This is a genomic window from Neisseria sp. DTU_2021_1001991_1_SI_NGA_ILE_055, from assembly GCF_032342915.1.
GTDB lineage: Bacteria > Pseudomonadota > Gammaproteobacteria > Burkholderiales > Neisseriaceae > Neisseria.
The window spans coordinates 2318313-2335558 of sequence record NZ_CP135440.1 but is presented as its reverse complement, the minus strand read 5'-3'; the positions used below and the strand labels follow the sequence as shown (position 1 = coordinate 2335558).

At 51.5% G+C, this 17246-nt stretch carries 17 protein-coding genes and 1 pseudogene; 9 read left to right on the top strand and 9 right to left on the bottom strand.

Annotation, left to right across the window (positions count from 1 at the left end):
* Nucleotides 1-40: 40 nt before the first annotated feature.
* Nucleotides 41-682, top strand: coding sequence for a ribosome biogenesis GTP-binding protein YihA/YsxC (yihA, locus tag RRV97_RS11110; RefSeq protein WP_315611547.1), 642 nt, complete (start codon nt 41-43; stop codon nt 680-682).
* Nucleotides 683-1027: 345 nt separating this feature from the next.
* Nucleotides 1028-1489 (top strand): PepSY domain-containing protein, encoded by a 462-nt coding sequence (locus tag RRV97_RS11105; protein ID WP_224783388.1) that lies wholly within the window; start codon nt 1028-1030, stop codon nt 1487-1489.
* Between the two features lie 104 nt (nt 1490-1593).
* Here the strand turns inward: RRV97_RS11105 and RRV97_RS11100 are convergent, their stop codons facing one another.
* Both RRV97_RS11100 and RRV97_RS11095 read right to left on the bottom strand, forming a co-directional pair.
* A complete protein-coding gene (locus tag RRV97_RS11100) occupies nt 1594-1812 on the bottom strand; it encodes a hypothetical protein (RefSeq protein WP_315611546.1) in 219 nt (72 codons plus the stop codon).
* Nucleotides 1790-2023 (bottom strand): RNA-binding S4 domain-containing protein, encoded by a 234-nt coding sequence (locus RRV97_RS11095; RefSeq protein WP_070496424.1) that lies wholly within the window; start codon nt 2021-2023, stop codon nt 1790-1792. The genes RRV97_RS11100 and RRV97_RS11095 overlap by 23 nt, the downstream gene beginning before the upstream one ends.
* 184 nt (nt 2024-2207) lie before the next feature.
* On the opposite strand from RRV97_RS11095, the gene dnaE reads away from it, so the two are divergent.
* Nucleotides 2208-5642, top strand: a complete 3435-nt coding sequence (gene dnaE, locus RRV97_RS11090; protein ID WP_315612263.1) for a DNA polymerase III subunit alpha — start codon at nt 2208-2210, stop codon at nt 5640-5642.
* Between the two features lie 270 nt (nt 5643-5912).
* On the opposite strand, the gene RRV97_RS11085 is transcribed toward dnaE, so the two are convergent.
* The 5 genes and pseudogenes from RRV97_RS11085 to RRV97_RS11065 form a co-directional block, all read right to left on the bottom strand.
* Nucleotides 5913-6212, bottom strand: a complete 300-nt coding sequence (locus RRV97_RS11085) for a transporter associated domain-containing protein (protein WP_315611545.1) — start codon at nt 6210-6212, stop codon at nt 5913-5915.
* Between the two features lie 183 nt (nt 6213-6395).
* Nucleotides 6396-7403, bottom strand: a complete 1008-nt coding sequence (locus RRV97_RS11080) for an IS5 family transposase (RefSeq protein WP_315611544.1) — start codon at nt 7401-7403, stop codon at nt 6396-6398.
* Nucleotides 7404-7467: 64 nt separating this feature from the next.
* Nucleotides 7468-8874 (bottom strand): annotated as a pseudogene (locus tag RRV97_RS11075) (potassium/proton antiporter); the annotation flags it as partial.
* A gap of 216 nt (nt 8875-9090) precedes the next feature.
* Complete coding sequence (locus RRV97_RS11070) at nt 9091-9447, bottom strand: hypothetical protein (RefSeq protein ID WP_315611543.1); 357 nt, start codon at nt 9445-9447, stop codon at nt 9091-9093.
* Between the two features lie 109 nt (nt 9448-9556).
* Nucleotides 9557-9892, bottom strand: a complete 336-nt coding sequence (locus RRV97_RS11065; protein WP_003684489.1) for a hypothetical protein — start codon at nt 9890-9892, stop codon at nt 9557-9559.
* A 288-nt stretch (nt 9893-10180) separates the two neighbouring features.
* On the opposite strand from RRV97_RS11065, the gene RRV97_RS11060 reads away from it, so the two are divergent.
* The 4 genes from RRV97_RS11060 to RRV97_RS11045 all read left to right on the top strand — a co-directional run bounded on the left by RRV97_RS11060 (nt 10181) and on the right by RRV97_RS11045 (nt 14652).
* Nucleotides 10181-10675, top strand: coding sequence for a restriction endonuclease (locus RRV97_RS11060; protein WP_315611542.1), 495 nt, complete (start codon nt 10181-10183; stop codon nt 10673-10675).
* 21 nt (nt 10676-10696) lie between these two features.
* Nucleotides 10697-11560 (top strand): mechanosensitive ion channel family protein, encoded by an 864-nt coding sequence (locus RRV97_RS11055; protein WP_315611541.1) that lies wholly within the window; start codon nt 10697-10699, stop codon nt 11558-11560.
* A gap of 67 nt (nt 11561-11627) precedes the next feature.
* Nucleotides 11628-12494: a hypothetical protein gene (locus tag RRV97_RS11050; protein WP_315611540.1), complete on the top strand. Its 867-nt coding sequence runs from the start codon at nt 11628-11630 to the stop codon at nt 12492-12494.
* Nucleotides 12495-12615: 121 nt separating this feature from the next.
* A complete protein-coding gene (locus tag RRV97_RS11045) occupies nt 12616-14652 on the top strand; it encodes a M3 family metallopeptidase (RefSeq protein ID WP_315611539.1) in 2037 nt (678 codons plus the stop codon).
* 180 nt (nt 14653-14832) lie between these two features.
* On the opposite strand, the gene RRV97_RS11040 is transcribed toward RRV97_RS11045, so the two are convergent.
* Nucleotides 14833-15096 carry a hypothetical protein gene (locus tag RRV97_RS11040; RefSeq protein ID WP_315611538.1) on the bottom strand — a complete coding sequence of 88 codons (264 nt, stop codon included), beginning with the start codon at nt 15094-15096 and terminating at the stop codon, nt 14833-14835.
* A 234-nt stretch (nt 15097-15330) separates the two neighbouring features.
* Between RRV97_RS11040 and RRV97_RS11035 the strand changes: the two genes are divergently transcribed.
* Complete coding sequence (locus tag RRV97_RS11035) at nt 15331-15750, top strand: CopD family protein (RefSeq protein WP_036492713.1); 420 nt, start codon at nt 15331-15333, stop codon at nt 15748-15750.
* A 38-nt stretch (nt 15751-15788) separates the two neighbouring features.
* Entirely contained in the window at nt 15789-16259 is a 471-nt protein-coding gene (locus RRV97_RS11030; protein WP_070765232.1) for a CYTH domain-containing protein, read from the top strand.
* A gap of 151 nt (nt 16260-16410) precedes the next feature.
* On the opposite strand, the gene ubiG is transcribed toward RRV97_RS11030, so the two are convergent.
* Complete coding sequence (gene ubiG, locus RRV97_RS11025) at nt 16411-17124, bottom strand: bifunctional 2-polyprenyl-6-hydroxyphenol methylase/3-demethylubiquinol 3-O-methyltransferase UbiG (protein ID WP_049333599.1); 714 nt, start codon at nt 17122-17124, stop codon at nt 16411-16413.
* Between the last annotated feature and the right edge of the window lie 122 nt (nt 17125-17246).

Genomic DNA, 17246 nt, shown 5'->3' with positions numbered 1-17246 from the left:
TTATGATGTTGCAGTTTTGTTTCCATGCAAGGAAATACTGATGAACCTTTTTCAAAACGCCAAATTCTTTACAACGGTCAACCATCTGAAAGACCTGCCCGACACGCCGGCCGAAATTGCCTTTGTCGGCCGAAGCAATGCCGGCAAATCCAGCGCCATCAATACCTTAACCAATCATGTGCGCCTTGCCTATGTTTCCAAAACACCGGGCCGCACCCAACACATCAATTTCTTTGAGCTGGAAAACGGCAACTTCATGGTCGACTTGCCCGGCTACGGCTACGCGCAAGTACCGGAGGCCATCCGTGCGCACTGGGTCAAACTCTTGGGCGATTACCTGCAACAACGCCGCCAACTGATCGGCCTGATTCTGATTATGGACTCGCGCCATCCGCTCAAAGCTTTAGACATTCAAATGCTGGACTTTTTCCACATCACCGGCCGCCCTGTGCATATCCTGCTGTCAAAAGCAGACAAGCTGTCTAAAAACGACCAGATTAAAACTTTGGCGGCGGTAAAAAAATCACTCAAACCCTACACCGACCGCCAAAAAATCAGCGTTCAACTGTTTTCCAGCCTGAAAAAGCAAGGTATGGACGAAGTCAATCAAGTGGTCGGCTCATGGTTTAACGCGCATCGCGAAGAAATCGAGAATTTTGCAGGAGAAACATCGCCTGAATGATTGTAAAACAAGGAGGAATAAGATAAGTTGACCAACCGCAAATCTTATTCCGTCATTTGGTTTCTCAACATCGCGTTTACCATTTAATTCGGGGCATGTCTCACACATGCCCTTTTTTTTCATCACGCTTTTTTGTTTTCACACGCAAACCACAATCTCCACCAAATATACCATCACAATATATCAGCAAGACCGTCTGAAAGCGCGGCTTCAATCTCCATTATTATTAAAGTGTTAATTTTAGTATTGCAACTAATTACACATCTTAGCATTTTGCTCATATTCAGCTAATTGTTGAGGCATAGAATGCATTCATCGTTCAACAACACAGTAGGAAAGAAAATCATGAAACGCATTAATGCTTTTATTTCAAAAAAACTCATCATTGCCGGTATTATTGCTTCAAGTTTGGGCGTTGCCGGTGCTGCGGGTGCCGTGGCTTTTAAAGAAGGCATGTTTGCGCAGGTTTCCGGTCAGCAAGCGGCAGCAACGGCAGTGGCGCAAGTTGGCGGCGTGGCCAAAGATGTTGATTATAAATACAAACAGCATTTGGGTGGCCGTTATAAGGTGGAAATTTTAAAAGACGGGGTCGAATATGAGGCTCTGGTTGATGCTCAAAGCGGCAAAGTATTGGCGGTAGCGCAAGATAACGATCAAGACAAACGACACTTTGATAAGTATGATAAGCATCATAAACATGACAATGCTGAGCCCTCTTCATCGCAAAATACAGATTATCAGGCTCCTGCCGATGCTGCACCTGGCACACCTGAAAATGCAACCGCTTCCGAGGTAACAAAATCTTAATTTATTTAAACTTTAAAAAAGCCAATGCCGTCTGAAACTTTCAGACGGCATTGGCTTTAATGCAGCATTGTTTGAAACACAGCTCCTATCAAGCCCAATCGTTTTCAGACGGCCTTTGCCTCATCTTCGCCATCAGTCCAACCCGCTTCTTTCAATTTCCGCTGTTGCGCATCATATCTGGCTTTTTCCGCCCAATACATTGTCTGAATACAGGCATCGCCGCACTCGCTGCTGCAACATTCCCACGACTCGGGACGGACGGGTTCGTCTAAAAGCGGCTCGCCCAAGATGGCTTCGGCCTTATTCTTCAGGGTCGTATCCATCGGCGATTTCCAAGCACGCACCGTCAAACTCAATCACTTCGCCGCCTCGTATCTTGGCGGTTTTACGCGTTTCGGTTTCGCCGTTGCGCAACACCAGCCCTTCGGCGATAAACGCTTTTGCCTGTCCTCCGCTTTCGGCAAGTCCGGCCAGTTTCAACAGGTCGCATAAGGCGATGTATTCGTTGTCTTCAAGATAGACAGTGGCTTCCATAATTCAATCCTTTTTAATGATGGCAATATTTTAACATGGCCGTCTGAAAGAAAATCCTCCTCCTGTTTTATTCATTCTGATAAAACTTGCTACGCTTAATTTTAGCGAAACTCGCTTCTCTCATTTCAGACGGCCTTTGTCAACCCTGCTACAATACAGCTTTTCTTTTTCCGCCGATTTTGCCATGACCGAGCCGACCTATATCCCCCTGCGCCTACATACCGAGTTTTCGATTACCGACGGTATGGTGCGGATTAAAAAACTGATCGCCAAAGCGCAGGAATACGGTTTGCCTGCTTTGGGCATCAGCGATTTGATGAACGAATTCGGTTTGGTGAAATTCTATAAAGCCTGCCGCAGCGCAGGGATTAAGCCCATCGGCGCGGCGGACGTGTGGATAGGCAATCCGAATGCGCCCGACAAGCCGTTCCGCGCCATGCTGATTATCCGCAACGATGCGGGCTATCTGCGCTTGAGCGAGCTTCTGACGGCGGCTTATGTCGGCAAAGACCGCAATGTCCATCATGCGGAACTCAATCCCGAATGGCTGGAAAACGGTGACAACAGCGGCTTGATTTGTTTGAGCGGCGCGCATTACGGCGAAGTGGGCGTGAATCTCTTAAACGGCAATGAAGACGCGGCGCGTGCGGCAGCGTTGAAATATGCGGCGTGGTTTCCCGATGCGTTTTATCTGGAGCTGCAACGCCTGCCCGAACGTCCCGAATGGGAGGCTTGCGTTTCGGGCAGCGTGAAGCTGGCGGAGGAGTTGGGTTTGCCGGTGGTGGCGACGCATCCGACGCAGTTTATGAGCCGCGACGATTTCAACGCGCACGAGGCGCGGGTGTGCATCGCGGGCGGCTGGGTGCTGACGGACAAAAAACGTCCGCGTGATTTTATGCCGAGCCAGTTTTTCATTCCGCCGGAAACGATGCTGGAGCGTTTCGCCGATTTGCCCGAGGCCCTAGAAAACACGGTGGAAATCGCCAAACGCTGTAATCTGCACATCACATTGGGCAAAAACTTCCTGCCGCTCTTCCCTACTCCGGGCGGCCTGTCGCTGGACGATTATTTGGTGAAACTGTCCAACGAGGGCTTGCAGGAACGCATGGTTCAGCTTTATCCCGACGAGGCGGAGCGTGCGGCAAAGATGCCGGAATATCAGGAACGTTTGGATTTTGAGCTGAACATCATCATCCAGATGAAATTCCCCGGCTATTTCCTTATCGTACAAGACTTTATCAACTGGGCGAAAACGCACGGCTGCCCGGTCGGGCCGGGCCGTGGTTCGGGCGCAGGCTCGCTGGTGGCGTATTCATTGAAGATTACCGACCTTGATCCGCTCAAATACGCACTGCTGTTCGAACGCTTCTTGAACCCCGAACGCGTTTCCATGCCCGACTTTGACGTCGACTTCTGTCAGGCAAACCGCGGCCGCGTGATTGAATATGTGCGCGAGAAATATGGCGCAGATGCGGTGAGCCAGATTGTTACCTTCGGCACGATGTCGTCCAAAGCGGTGATCCGCGACGTGGGGCGCGTGCTGGAACTGCCGTTTATGCTGTGCGACAAACTGTCCAAGCTGATTCCGTTGGAAGCCAACAAACCCCTGAGTTTGGAAAAAGCCATGGAGGCCGAGCCACAGATTCAGGAATTGATTGAAGCGGAAGAAGCGGATGAACTGATTACGTTGGCGAAAAAGCTGGAAGACCTGACGCGCGGTCTGGGTATGCACGCGGGCGGCGTGTTGATTGCGCCGGGCAAGATTTCCGATTACAGCCCCGTGTATCAGGCGGACGAATCCGCCTCGCCCGTATCCATGTACGACAAGGGCGACGTGGAAGACGTGGGTTTGGTGAAATTCGACTTTTTGGGTCTGCGCAACCTGACCATTATCGAAATGGCGCAGAACAACATCAAAAACACCACCGGCGATATTGTCGATGTCGGCAAAATCCCGCTCGACGACCAGGCCGCCTACCAAATCTTCCGCGATGCGAACACCACCGCCGTCTTCCAGTTCGAGTCGACCGGCATGAAAAAAATGCTGAAAACGGCGCACACCACCAAGTTTGAAGAACTCATCGCCTTCGTATCGCTCTACCGCCCCGGCCCAATGGACAACATTCCCGACTTCGTCGCTCGCATGAAGGGGCAGGAATTCCAATACATCCACCCGCTGCTGGAAGGTATCCTCGCGCCGACCTACGGGATTATGGTGTATCAGGAACAAGTGATGCAGGCGGCGCAGATTATCGGCGGCTACTCGCTCGGCGGTGCGGACTTGCTGCGTCGTGCCATGGGTAAGAAAAAGCCCGAAGAGATGGTGAAACACCGCGAAATCTTCGCCGAAGGCGCGGCAAAACAAGGCATTTCGCGCGAAAAATCCGACGAAATCTTCAACTACATGGAAAAATTCGCCGGCTACGGTTTCAACAAATCCCACGCCGCCGCCTACGCCCTGATTTCCTACCAGACCGCATGGCTCAAAGCCCATTACCCCGCCGAATTTATGGCGGCGACCATGTCGTCTGAATTGGACAACACCGACCAGCTCAAGCATTTCTACGACGACTGCCGTGCCAACGGCATCGAGTTCCTGCCGCCCGACATCAACGAATCCGACTACCGCTTCACGCCGTATCCGAACATGAAAATCCGCTATGCACTCGGCGCGATTAAAGGCACGGGCGAAGCCGCCGTCGAATCCATCATCGCCGCGCGTCAAAGCGGCGGCAAGTTTACCGGCCTCTTGGACTTCTGCGAGCGCGTCGGCAAAGAACACATGAACCGCCGCACCCTCGAAGCCCTGATACGCGGCGGCGCGTTCGACAGCATCGAACCCAACCGCGCCATGCTCTTGGCAAATATCGACCTCGCCATGAACAACGCCGACCAAAAAGCCGCCAACGCCAATCAGGGCGGGCTGTTTGACATGATGGAAGACGCCATCGAACCGGTGCAGCTCATCGACGCGCCCATGTGGAGCGAATCGGAAAAACTCGCCGAAGAAAAAACCGTCATCGGCTTTTACCTGTCCGGCCACCCGTTCGGCCCGTATGCCCAAGAAGTCCGCCAAATCGCCCCGACCAAATTAGGCCGTCTGAAACCGCAAGACAGCGTGCGCCTCGCCGGATTCGTGACCGCCGTGCGCACCATGATGGGCAAGCGCGGCAAAATCGCCTTCGTCGGCCTCGAAGATTTGAGCGGACAAATTGAAATCATGGTCAGCGGCCAGACGCTGGAAAACTGCGCCGACTACCTCAAGTCCGACCAAGTGCTGATTATCGAATCCAAAGTCAGCCGCGACGACTACGGCGGTGGCGACGGTCTGCGCATCATGGCAAACCAAGTCATGACCCTGCAAATGGCGCGCGAACGCTACGCCCGCAGCCTCAGCCTCGCCCTCGCACCCGGCCACGACATCACGCGCCTCGCCGCCATCCTCACCGCCCACCGCCTGCCCGATACGGCGCACATCCCACTGCAACTGTCGTACAGCAACGGCAAAGCATCAGGCAAATTGAAAATTGCGCCCAAATGGATGGTAACGCCAAGCACCGCTTTGTTTGAAGAACTGGAAACATTGCTCGGCAGCAGGGCAGTCCGCGTGAATTGGTAACACTAAAGGCCGTCTGAAACCATACGTTCAGACGGCCTTTTTCAATTTCATTACAAAAGCTATTTTCCTTTATGATTTTTCTAGAATGAAAGTATTGCCATAAAATAAATACCCTGTAGTTTTAACAAATTCTATCCGGCGTATTCATTCCTAAATCAAAATATTGTGCCCAAACATAAGACCGTACCATCACCGCAATAAATATTGCAAGCACCAATATACAGAAAATCTGTCGTCGTTTGGTCTTTTATGTAGAAATCACGACATAGCCTAGCTTTCCCGACGTGGTACTTTCAACCCCATACTCTTCACGACACCGTTCTGATCGGTTTCTTTAACCGTCAATGAAAACCCGTCAACGACAATGCGGTCGCCCTCGACGGGCTGCGCGCTGCCTCCTCTGGATTGAAACCATTCGAGCAGGCTCATACCGGCTTCGCCGTCTTCCAGCTTCAACCCGTACGCCGCTGCCAAATCGCCGGTATTGACATACGGGTCGACGGCAAATTCGCCGAAGAAATCAAAATTTTCGCGCACATTCTGCCCGGTTTCACTGAAGTATTTCGCCATTTTGTCCACTTGGCTGTCAGGCAGGATATACCAAGCCGAGACCTTTGCAAAATTCCTTTCCTTCCGACAGCCGAGATCCAAACAAAGATTTTCGGCTGTTTTTGTTTCAAATATGCACTGCTTCTACTCAAATCCCCCCTTAATCCCCCTTGGATACCTGATAATCAGGCATCCGGCCGCCTTTTAGGCGGCAGCGGGCGCACTTAGCCTGTTGGCGGCTTTCAAAAGGTTCAAACACATCACCTTCAGATGGCTTTGTGCACTCACTTTAATCAGACCGAAATAGGCTGCCCGGGCATAGCGGAATTTACGGTGCAGCGTACCGAAACTTTGTTCGACCACATAACGGGTCTTCGACAAATATCGGTTGCGTTTGGTTTGCGCTTCCGACAGCGGATGTTTGCGGTGGGCTTTGCGCATAATACCGTCCTGCAGCCGATGCTCTTTCAGATGTTGCCGGTTTTCCTTACTGTCGTAGCCTTTGTCGGCATAGACGGTCGTGCCTTCGGCAATGCCCTCCAACAAAGGGGAAAGATGGTTGCACTCATGGACATTGGCGGGGGTGATGTGCAGTTTCTCGATATAGCCTTCCTCATCGGTACGGGTATGTTGTTTGTAACCGAGTTTGTAGAGGCCGTTTTTCTTTATCCAACGGGCATCGCTGTCTTTACTCGGTGTGGCTTGGCCGCTGACTTGTCCTTCCTCGTCGACTTCTATGGCCTGGCGCTGTTTGCTGCCGGCGGTCTGAATAATAGTGGCATCAACGACGGCGGCGGATGCTTTCTCTATTTTTAGGCCTTTTTCGGTCAGTTGGCGGTTGATCAGTTCCAGTAGTTCGGACAGGGTGTTGTCTTGCGCCAGCCAGTTGCGGTAGCGGCATAAGGTGCTGTAATCGGGGATGCTCAGTTCGTCAAAACGGCAAAACAGGTTGAAATCGATGCGGGTGATGAGGCTGTGTTCGAGTTCGGGATCGGAGAGGCTGTGCCATTGTCCGAGCAGGACGGCTTTGAACATGGACAACAGGGGATAGGCGGGACGGCCGCGGTGGTCTCGGAGGTAACGGATTTTTTGACGATTCAGGTATTGTTCGATCGGTTGCCAATCAATCACCTGATCCAACTTCAATAGCGGGAAGCGGTCGATGTGTTTGGCAATCATGGCTTGTGCGGTTTGCTGGAAGAAGGTACTCATGAAAAATCCCCTAAATGTCTTTGTGGGAATTTAGGGGATTTTGAGGAATTTTGCAAAGGTCTCAAGCCGTATCGCCTTCCCTCAAAACCGTATCATTCTGCATTTCGATTTTCCGCCCGTCACGTATCAGCGCGAAACAGCGCAAGTCAAACGACTCCGAAATGGGGGTGACGGCATCGGGATGCTTGCCTTCCGCCTCAGATTCCTTCGTTACCTTAAAAGAAAACAAAGCCACGGCTTCGTGTTCCGACAGCCAAATGTCGTGCATTCCTTCCGGCTCGGGTTTGGGCGGCATGGCGACCTTGAGCAGACGCGCCATGACGGGTATCGTCGTTCCTTGAATCAGCAGGGAAAGTACGACGACGGCAAAGGCGACATTGAACAACAGTTCAGAATTCGGCACGCCCATGACCAAAGGCATCATCGCCAAAGAAATCGGTACTGCGCCGCGCAACCCGAGCCAACTGATGTAGGCTTTTTCACGCACACTGTATCCGAATTTCCACAAGCCGCTGAAAACGGCAAGCGGACGGGCGACCAGCATGAGGAATACGGCGATAACCAAGGCATCGACGCTTTTTTCCCAAACGCTGCTGGGCGTTACCAACAAACCCAGTACGACGAACAAAGTCGCCTGCGCCAGCCACGCCAGGCCGTCCATCACACGCCAAACGTGTTCGGTTGCGCGGGTATGCTGGTTGCCGACGATAATCCCCGCCAGATAAACCGCCAAGAAGCCGCTGCCACCGATGGTATTGGTAAATGCGAATACCCACAGGCCGCCTGACACAATCATCAGCGCGTACAATCCTTCCGCAAGGTTCAGACGACGTACGAGTTTCGCCAACACCATTCCGCCCGCCCACCCCATCAGCAGGCCGAAGCCGATTTGGAGCAGCAGCATCCATAAAAATGCCAACACACCTGATTGTTCGGGGTTAGTAATCATGGTAATCAGGGCGGTAACTAAAAAAATCGCCATCGGATCGTTCGCACCGGATTCGATTTCCAAAGTCGCCTGTACCCTGTCATTTAGGCGCACGCCGCTGTGGCGCAGCAGACTGAACACGGCCCCCGCATCGGTTGAGCCGACAATCGCCGCCATCAGTACACCGAATTTCCAATCCAAACCCAAATAAAATGTGGCGAACAATCCCAAAGACAACACGGTGGCAAACACGCCCCATGTCGCCAATACCGCAGAAGGCTTCAATGCAATTCGGAAACTTGAAAGCTGGGTCCGCAACCCGCCGTCAAGCAAAATGACGGCTAACGCAAGCTGACTGATGACGTTGGCCAAAACGAAATTGTCAAAATCGATGCGCCCGATACCGTCCTCACCCGCCAACATTCCAACCGCCAGAAACACTAACAAAAGCGGCATCCCCAGCCTTGCCGACAAAGTGGTCGAAACCACGCTTAAAAACAATAACGCCCCGCCGAGCAAAAACAGATTGTTCATCCAGTCCACGTTGCAAAAGTCCTACCGTTAATAAAAACGAGGCGAAATTGTATCATAAAATCAATAAGATTTACTGAAGGCCTACCCATTATACAGAAATAAAAAAACCGTCTGAAAGACGGCTTCGTTCATACAACAAACCGCTTTACCCAAACGGCTTTTTCTGCCAATAAAACTTACCCCTTCTCAGACGGCCTTATTGAATAGAGCAATTATCTGAAAAGTTTACTGCAAAAAGCCTTTGACTAATAAGGAAAGATAACCCACAACAAAGGGGAGCGACAATGCCGAAAGAATGCCAAGCACCCAGTAAATACATTGGTTCAGTACAGTTTTTGAGGCGGTAAGCCGCAGCAGTTTGAAATACAGAGAGAACCAGGCGGATGACAAGACAATAATCAGCACAAAGCTGACTAGGGAGAAGGAACCGGAGAAAACGTATCCCAGCATTGTCCCTATCGCGGCATAAAGCATGCCTGCGCCTAGCGCCCATTTCCAGATGGGATAAAGCCTATCGGGGAAATTCAGTGTTCCGGAGGCTTGGAGCCTGCCGAATACCAATACAAATATGATGTCAAACATGATAATGGCTGTTTTAGTGTAGGGTACGACAATATATATGAAAAGGGGGTGAAAATACACCCCCTTTCCCTACAGATGCCCCATATCAGAGGCCGTCTGAAAAACAGTTTTATTTAACGATTTCAACCGGACCGTGGTCGTCGCAGTGGTCGCCGTGTTGGTGATGCAGGCGGCCGTTGACGATGTAGTCGACGTGATCGCCGTGCGGTACGGCTTCATGGCCGCAACCTTCGCCGTGAACGTGGCCGTGGCAGGTGTCAACCGGATGGCAACCGTCAGGATTGGTTTCATTGACGCTCAGGGCGTGCTCGTCGTAGTGGCCGTTGTGTTCATGGTGCAGGTGGCCGTCGTGCAGATAATCGACGTGGCCTTCGTGTTTGATGGCAGTGTGGCCGCAGTTTGCGCCGTGAACGTGGTCATGATGTTCGTGGGTTTTACAGGTCATTTTTTCTCTCCTAATGTTCAGTGAATAGCAATCTTTCGCGATTGATTTTTTATCTTATCTTTTTTTGATGCAAACGTAAAAAATTTTACAGTTATTAATATATTGTTACGATATATCATCTGTTGATATATCAGCCTATTTTATTTTTCAGACGGCCTTTTATTTATCATTCATTTATTTTCAGTGGGTAATTTAACCCTTTCCGCCTATGCTGAATATCGAATTTTTCAGCCGTAACGGGTAATATTGAAACCAAGGGATGAATCCTTCAAACAAACAGGTACTGCAATGGGAAAACAAGCCAGACTTTATATGGTTCGCAGCACGCAAGGTGCGCTTTATGATGTATTTTTTGAACGCGGCGTGGCGGCGTTGGCCTGGCCCATGCTGGCCGAAGCGGCGGCCAAGGGTTTTGGCCGAGAGGAACTGACGGATATTTACCGTTCGGCCGTGCCGGATGTGAAGTTGAGAACGGCGCAATCGGGTGCGGCTCAGATGTGGCGGTTTGTTAATGAGTTGGCCGATGGAGATGCCGTACTGACCTACTCGCCTGCCCTGCGCCGTTATCGGGTCGGCAGGGTTACGGGCGGCGCGGTGCATTGTCCGCAATGGGACGATGAAAAAATGTCGCTGGTGCGGCCGGTTGAGTGGCTGGGCGAAGTGTGCCGCGACGATTTGAGCGCGGCGGCGCAACGGGCTTTGGGCAGCGTGGCGACTTTGTTTGCGGTATCGGAAGCGTGTGCGGCAGAAATTTTTGAACGCATGGGTTTTCAGACGGCCTAAGAAGGGAAAGGAAACAGGATTATGTGGAACACCATGCATGAATGGCTGAACGCTTTGCCTGTCAGTGAAGAAATCATTAAATCGGCATTGATGTCGGTATTGATGATTGTGGCCGTTATTGCCGGACGCAGCATTTTGCTCTCGGCGCATTTTCGCAGCCATCCGGATTTGAGCATTGAAAACAAACGCCGCTCGCTGGTGTTCAGCCGCAACGTAACCATGCTGCTGATCCTGCTCGGGCTGGCGATGATTTGGGCGGCGCAGATTCAAACTTTGGCGTTGTCCATGTTTGCGGTAGCCGCAGCGATTGTGGTGGCGACCAAAGAGCTGATTATGTGTTTGTCCGGCAGCATCCTGCGCTCGGTAACCAAACAATACTCCATCGGCGACTACATCGAAATCAACGGCCTGCGCGGACGGGTGGTCGATATCAATATGCTGAACACGCTGATGATGCAAATCGGCCCTAATCCGTTGATCGGCCAGCTTTCCGGCAAAACGCTCTCGTTTCCCAACAGCCTGCTTCTAAGCCACACCGTGCGCCGCGACAATATTTTGGGCGATTATGTGATTCATACGGTGGAAATCCCCGTACCGATTCATTTGGATTCGGACGAAATCATAGGCCGTCTGAAAGATGTTCTTGAACCCTTGTGCGAGCCTTATGTCCCTGCCATCAAGCAGCATTTGGAAAACGTGCAAACCCAAAAATTGTTTATCACGCCCGCCGCCCAGCCGCGTGTATCCCGAGTGCCACATGATGACAAAGTGTACAACATCATCGTGCGCTTTGCCTCGCCCGTAGCCAAACGCTTGGAAATCCAACAGGCGGTTTTGGACGAATTCTTACGCACGCAATGCCGATTACTCAATAAATTAAAATAGTCCAGTTTATATATACTATCAAATACCTTACAATACCGAGGTTCACAATAAACAATAAGGAAAACTCATGTTGCCCGAATCAGCACTTGCCGAAATGTACCCAGTCATTATGACCCCCAGCCATGACGGCAAATATTTCCACAACTACACCCTCTCGCTTCTGAACATCGTCCACACCAACGCCGCACACGGCCTGCCGCTTCAAGTAATGATGCAGCGCGGCGAAAGCCTGATTACGCGCGCGCGCAACAACTGCGTGGCCAGATTTTTGGAAAACAAAGAATGGACGCATTTATTCTGGATTGACTCCGACATCGGTTTCTCTCCCGACTCATTCTACCGCCTGCTCTTGGCAGACAAAGACGTTGTAGCAGGCATTTATCCGCTCAAACGCGACAACTGGCCTGAAGAAGGCGTTCCGGCTGGCACAACCCAAGCCGACTTCGAGCGCATGTACACTTCTTATACCATCAACACCAACGACAAAGACGAAAACGGTGAAATCGTACTGAAAGTCGATGAAGACGGTTTTATGAAAGTCCATGACGCGCCAACCGGCTTTATGGTTATCAAGCGCAGCGTATTTGAAAAAATGATGGCAGCCTACCCCGAGTTGAACTACATCTCCGACAGCGACTACAACAGAGAAGACAAAGGCCTACACTACCGCTTCTTCGACTGCATGGTTGATCCGAAAAGCAAACGCTACCTGTCCGAAGATTACACCTTCTGCCACCTCTGGCGTCAAATCGGCGGCGAAGTGTACGTCGATGTACAATCCAACCTGACCCACCAAGGCGCAAAAGTATATCGCGGCTCGTTTGCCGAATCCCTGCAAACCAATGTTGCCAATGCCGTATTTGCTCCGAAAGGCACACCGATGCGCCTCGAACTGGCCGCCCCGTTGCACGCCAATCCGCGCGGTCCGGAATAAGGTTGGCCGACAGGCAGGCAAAACACTTTAATTCTGCCTGTCTGCCACCATATAACGCCTATCGTTTTCTTTTCAGACGGCCCAAAGGCCGTCTGAAACCATCTTATTCAGGAGAAACCATATGAGCGACAACGTCCTGCTCCACTTGGGCGAAGAACCCCGTTTCGACCAAATCAAAACCGAAGACATCAAACCCGCCCTGCAAACCGCCATTGCCGAAGCGCGCGAACAAATCGCCGCCATCAAAGCGCAAACGCACACCGACTGGGCAAACACTGTCGAAAAACTGACCGACATTACCGAACGCGTCGGCCGCATTTGGAGCGTGGTTTCCCATCTCAACTCCGTAGTCGACACGCCCGAGCTGCGTGCCGTATACAACGAATTGATGCCCGAAATCACCATTTTCTTCACCGAAATCGGTCAAGACATCGAGTTGTACAACCGCTTCAAAATCATCAAAAATTCTGCCGAATTCGACACCCTCTCCCCGGCGCAGCAAACCAAGCTCAACCACGACTTGCGTGACTTCGTCCTCAGCGGTGCCGAATTGCCGCCCGAACAGCAGGCAGAACTGGCGCAATTGCAAACCGAAGGCGCGCAACTGGGTGCCAAATTCGCACAAAACATCCAAGACGCAACCGACGCTTTCGGCATTTACTTTGACGATGCCGCGCCGCTTGCCGGCATTCCCGAAGACTCCATCGCCATGTTTGCCGCCGCCGCGCAAAGCGAAGGCAAAACAGGCTACAAAATCGGCCTGCAAATTCCGCACTACCTCGCCGTCATCCAATACGCCGACAACCGCGAACTGCGCGAACAAATCTACCGCGCCTACGTTACCCGCGCCAGCGAATTGTCCGACGACGGCAAATTCGACAATACGGCCAACATCGACCGCACCCTCGAAAACGCATTGAAAACCGCCAAACTGCTCGGTTTCAAAAACTACGCCGAGCTGTCGCTGGCAACCAAAATGGCCGACACGCCCGAACAGGTTTTAAACTTCCTGCACGACCTTGCCCGCCGCGCCAAACCGTTTGCCGAAAAAGACTTTGCCGAAATCAAAGCCTTTGCGCGCGAGAGCCTGAATATCGAAGATCCGCAATCTTGGGATTTGAGCTACGCCGCCGAAAAACTGCGCCAAGCCAAATACGCCTTCAGCGAAGCCGAAGTGAAAAAATACTTCCCTATCAGCAAAGTATTGGCAGGCCTGTTTGCCCAAATCAAAAAACTGTACGGCATCGAGCTGGCTGAAAAAACCGTCCCAGTTTGGCACAAAGACGTGCGCTATTTCGAGCTGAAACAAGACGGCCAAACCATCGGCGGCGTTTACATGGACTTGTACGCACGCGAAGGCAAACGCGGCGGCGCATGGATGGACGGCTACAAAAGCCGCCGCCGTTTCGCCGACGGGACGCTGCAACTGCCGACCGCCTACCTCGTCTGCAACTTCACCCCTCCGGTCGGCGACAAAGAAGCGCGTTTGAGCCACGACGAAATCATCACCCTCTTCCACGAAACCGGCCACGGCCTGCACCACTTGTTGACCCAAGTTGACGAAGTGGGCGTATCCGGCATCAACGGCGTCGAATGGGACGCGGTCGAGCTGCCTAGCCAATTCATGGAAAACTTCGTTTGGGAATACGACGTATTGGCGCAAATGTCCTCGCACGAAGAAACCGGCGCAGTATTACCGAAAGAGCTGTTCGACAAAATGCACGCGGCCAAAAACTTCCAACGCGGTATGTTCCTCGTCCGTCAAATGGAATTTGCCCTCTTCGACATGGAAATCTACCATCAGGAAGATGAAGGCCGTCTGAAAGAATGGTCGCAAATCTTGGAAAAAGTGCGTCAAGAAGTCGCCGTAACCCAACCGCCGGCATACAACCGCTTTGCCTTGAGCTTCAGCCACATCTTCGCCGGCGGCTACGCCGCAGGCTATTACAGCTACGCATGGGCGGAAGTTTTGAGCGCAGACGCTTACGCAGCGTTTGAAGAAAGCGACGATGTGGCCGAAACCGGCCGCCGCTTCTGGAAAGAAGTGCTGGCCGTCGGCGGTTCGCGCAGCGCAGCCGAATCCTTCAAAGCCTTCCGCGGCCGCGAACCAAGCTTGGATGCCCTGCTCCGCCACAGCGGTTTCGACAACGCAGCTTGATTTGAAAACCCGCCGTTTTAATTGCTGATTCAACGCTAAAGGCCGTCTGAAATGTTTCAGACGGCCTTTCGGTTGGCACAATTAATGAGGAACAATAAATACGTCCAATCTCTAACAATTTTTTCGGGAGAACTTGAAGCACGTATTTCAAAACCCAATCTCCCCGGCCCATCACTAAAATTAGTTTTTGCCCTTTTTATCGCCGGTGGCCAAACGCATATTGATAAATTCCATCATCAAATCTTTTTTCGTCCAGAAAAAGGTTTTCATTTTTTCCAAAGAATAGATTTTCCGAATCATCGCCGGCAATCCTGCGTGAACGATGGCCGCGACTTCGCCATTGGTTGTTTCATTGTCCATGGCGGCTTTGAGGTTTAGATTGCGCGTATTTAGGTAGTCGCAAAGCGCTTTTCTGACGCTGCTGCTGATTTCAAATTGTTTCATGTTTTCCGTCCATAATGCTTTTATAGTTAAATAGCATAGGATTCTAGCAAGTTTTTTGCATTGTGCATATCTCAATGTGCATATTATTGCGGAATTTACAATTTGGCTTTTGGGTAAAATCATGCCTGCAACACATTGTTGCGGCGCACCTTGTCGGATTGTTTTGACTATTTTGTTTCGGCTTGGGCCGCATTGCGGATAAAATAACGGTTTTAGGTGTTGAGGCCGTCTGAAATGTATTTGTGGTTTAAGCTGTTACACATATTTTTTGTAATTTCTTGGTTTGCCGGACTGTTTTATCTGCCGCGGATTTATGTGAATCTGGCACAATTGGAACCCGGCAGCGCGGAATATGTACGGCTGACGGATATGTCCCGGCGGCTGTACCGCTTTATGTCGCCTTTGGGCTGGGGAACACTGATATTCGGCGCGGCCATCGGCTTTGTCAACAATTGGTGGGGCAACGGCTGGCTGGCGGTTAAATTATTGTGCGGCCTGCTGCTCTTGGCTTACCAGCTTTATTGCGGCCTGCTGCTGCGCCGTTTTCAAAACGGCAGCAATGTGTATTCGCACCGCTGGTATCGGGTATTCAACGAACTCCCCGTATTGATGATGGTGGCCGCGCTTTATATGGTGGTTTTCAAGCCGTTTTGATCTTCAGACGGCCTGTTTGGTAAATAAGGAAAGAATTCATGACGGTCGAAATCGAACGCCGCTTTTTGCTGGCGGATGACAGTTGGCGCGAAGCGGCAAGCGAGCCGCTGGTGTTGCAACAGGGCTATTTGAGCGTGGAAAAAGAGCGCACCATCCGTGTGCGGATTATCGGTTCGCAAGCCTGGCTGACCCTGAAAGGCTATATTTCCGACATGACGCGCAGCGAGTTTGAATACGAAATCCCGTTGGCTCACGCGCAGGCGATGATGGCGGATATGTGCCCGTTTAAAATGGAAAAATACCGCTATCGTGTCGAATTTGAAGGCTTTGTGTATGAAATCGACGAATATTTCGGCGACAATGCGCCCTTGATTGTGGCGGAAATCGAATTGCCGTCTGAAGATACCGAGTTCCCCAAACCGTCTTGGCTGGGCAAGGAAATCACGTCTGACGGTAAATTCACCAATGCGTATTTGAGCAAACATCCGTATTCGTCTTGGACGGAATAACGAGTACGACCCACATACAAAAAAGGCATGTATCGCACATGCCTTTTTTCTTTTCAGACGGCCTGATTTGCCTTACCGATATTTGCATCGAGCTGCTTTCGACATACCGTTTCAAATATCGGGCAAGCCCGTGTATTTTATCCGTTGAACCTTATGCCGGACGGCAGGCCACCATGTAGTTGACTTCGGTCGAATCGCACAGGGAATAACGGCCGCTCAACAAATTGTAGGTCATGCCCTTGCTGCCGACGGTATCCAATCCGGCTTGGCGGCACATGCGCGCGAGTTCTGCCGGCGTGATGAATTTTTTCCAGTCGTGCGTGCCTTTGGGGACAAATTTCAACAGATATTCCGCGCCGACAATCAGATGCAGATAAGATTTGGGATTGCGGTTGATGGTGGAGAAAAACACCATGCCGTCTGGTTTGACCAGTTTCGCACAAGCTTGAACGATGGCGGCCGGATCGGGAACGTGTTCCATCATTTCCATACACGTTACCACGTCAAAGCTATGCGGCTGCTCGGCGGCGAGGTCTTCGACGCGGATGCAGCGGTAATCGATATTGGCAACGTGTTGGGCGGCCGCATGGGCAGCGGCGGTTTGCAGGGATTTTTCCGCCATATCGATGCCGGTAACGTGTTCTGCGCCGCGTTTGGCCATGCTTTCCGACAAAATACCGCCGCCGCAGCCTACATCCAGCACGCGTTTGCCCGCCAATCCGGCATAGCCGTCGATATAGTCGAGGCGCAAGGGGTTGATGTCATGCAGGGGCTTGAATTCGCCGTTTTTATCCCACCATTTGTCGGCAATTTGGCTGAACTTGGCGATTTCGCCGGCATCTACGTTGTCGTGTTGATTGCTCATGGTTTGCTCCTGCATAAAATCATTCGCCTGATTTTAGCCGATTGCGCTTCAAAATAAAATGTTTCAGACGGCCTTTGCCCGTTTATCGGCCCTATTTCAACTTTCATCCGCCTGCCCATAAA

What these genes read in the sequence shown, in the direction of transcription:
- RRV97_RS11040 (WP_315611538.1), bottom strand. Translation starts at nt 15,096, where the DNA reads ATGAAACAATTTGAAATCAGCAGCAGCGTCAGAAAAGCGCTTTGCGAC.
- RRV97_RS11055 (WP_315611541.1), top strand. Translation starts at nt 10,697, where the DNA reads ATGTGGAACACCATGCATGAATGGCTGAACGCTTTGCCTGTCAGTGAA.
- RRV97_RS11085 (WP_315611545.1), bottom strand. Translation starts at nt 6,212, where the DNA reads ATGGCGAAATACTTCAGTGAAACCGGGCAGAATGTGCGCGAAAATTTT.
- RRV97_RS11080 (WP_315611544.1), bottom strand. Translation starts at nt 7,403, where the DNA reads ATGAGTACCTTCTTCCAGCAAACCGCACAAGCCATGATTGCCAAACAC.
- ubiG (WP_049333599.1), bottom strand. Translation starts at nt 17,124, where the DNA reads ATGAGCAATCAACACGACAACGTAGATGCCGGCGAAATCGCCAAGTTC.
- RRV97_RS11060 (WP_315611542.1), top strand. Translation starts at nt 10,181, where the DNA reads ATGGGAAAACAAGCCAGACTTTATATGGTTCGCAGCACGCAAGGTGCG.
- RRV97_RS11095 (WP_070496424.1), bottom strand. Translation starts at nt 2,023, where the DNA reads ATGGAAGCCACTGTCTATCTTGAAGACAACGAATACATCGCCTTATGC.
- RRV97_RS11100 (WP_315611546.1), bottom strand. Translation starts at nt 1,812, where the DNA reads ATGGATACGACCCTGAAGAATAAGGCCGAAGCCATCTTGGGCGAGCCG.
- RRV97_RS11065 (WP_003684489.1), bottom strand. Translation starts at nt 9,892, where the DNA reads ATGACCTGTAAAACCCACGAACATCATGACCACGTTCACGGCGCAAAC.
- dnaE (WP_315612263.1), top strand. Translation starts at nt 2,208, where the DNA reads ATGACCGAGCCGACCTATATCCCCCTGCGCCTACATACCGAGTTTTCG.
- RRV97_RS11045 (WP_315611539.1), top strand. Translation starts at nt 12,616, where the DNA reads ATGAGCGACAACGTCCTGCTCCACTTGGGCGAAGAACCCCGTTTCGAC.
- RRV97_RS11105 (WP_224783388.1), top strand. Translation starts at nt 1,028, where the DNA reads ATGAAACGCATTAATGCTTTTATTTCAAAAAAACTCATCATTGCCGGT.
- yihA (WP_315611547.1), top strand. Translation starts at nt 41, where the DNA reads ATGAACCTTTTTCAAAACGCCAAATTCTTTACAACGGTCAACCATCTG.
- RRV97_RS11035 (WP_036492713.1), top strand. Translation starts at nt 15,331, where the DNA reads ATGTATTTGTGGTTTAAGCTGTTACACATATTTTTTGTAATTTCTTGG.
- RRV97_RS11050 (WP_315611540.1), top strand. Translation starts at nt 11,628, where the DNA reads ATGTTGCCCGAATCAGCACTTGCCGAAATGTACCCAGTCATTATGACC.
- RRV97_RS11030 (WP_070765232.1), top strand. Translation starts at nt 15,789, where the DNA reads ATGACGGTCGAAATCGAACGCCGCTTTTTGCTGGCGGATGACAGTTGG.
- RRV97_RS11070 (WP_315611543.1), bottom strand. Translation starts at nt 9,447, where the DNA reads ATGTTTGACATCATATTTGTATTGGTATTCGGCAGGCTCCAAGCCTCC.